Source organism: Glycomyces sp. L485 (assembly GCF_022548875.1).
Lineage (GTDB): Bacteria > Actinomycetota > Actinomycetes > Mycobacteriales > Micromonosporaceae > Glycomyces.
This window is the reverse complement of sequence record NZ_JAKZEW010000093.1, coordinates 1-606: the sequence shown is the minus strand read 5'-3', so window position 1 is coordinate 606 and position 606 is coordinate 1. Positions and strand designations below refer to the sequence as shown.

Genomic DNA, 606 nt, shown 5'->3' with positions numbered 1-606 from the left:
CCTGGATTCTTCAGCGGCTCTTGTGGCTTGAGTAGCAGCCTGGCTTGCACCGGTTTGTCCCCTGGCTGGTGAGGACTGTCCGGTCCGCGGTGTCGTCGCGGTGGCCGCCAGCGGTTCTCCGGTGCTGGTCAGGGCCGCTTCTGCTCCTTTCTGCGGCGGGTGGTCGGGGTGGGAGTGGCGGTCAGGTCGCAGGTTCGGGCAGGGCGGTGAGGCGCTGCCAGCAGCGGCGGAAGTGTTGCCTCCACGGCCAGGTGTCGGGCAGTCGGAGGGCCCGGGTCCGGGCGTGGCAGGCGAGGCGGGCGCCGACCGCGTACAGCTTGGTGCGGATCGAGTCGGGTTCGGCCGCTTCGAGTTCGCTGTCGCCGGCGCAGCCGAGGAGGCGGGTCCAGGCGTCGAGGTCGGCCGCGATGTTCGCGGCGAGCATCCAGGCTTCATTCACGCGCCAGGACTGTGAGGGGAGGTTCCGCAGGCCCATGGCCTTGTTGCAGCGCACGCGGTCTTCGACCACGGCGTGGTGACGGTGAAGGACGTCGATGAACTGGGCGGTGTGCGATCCGGGGATGTTTTTGAGTCCTTTCAGTCCGATGTTGGTCGCGGTGATCGAGT

At 68.3% G+C, this 606-nt stretch carries 1 protein-coding gene; it reads right to left on the bottom strand.

All coding sequences use genetic code 11. The features are described from left to right. Window positions 1-181: 181 nt before the first annotated feature. A partial coding sequence (locus L0U85_RS20150) for a transposase (RefSeq protein WP_241379559.1) occupies window positions 182-606 on the bottom strand: 425 nt, incomplete at its 5' end.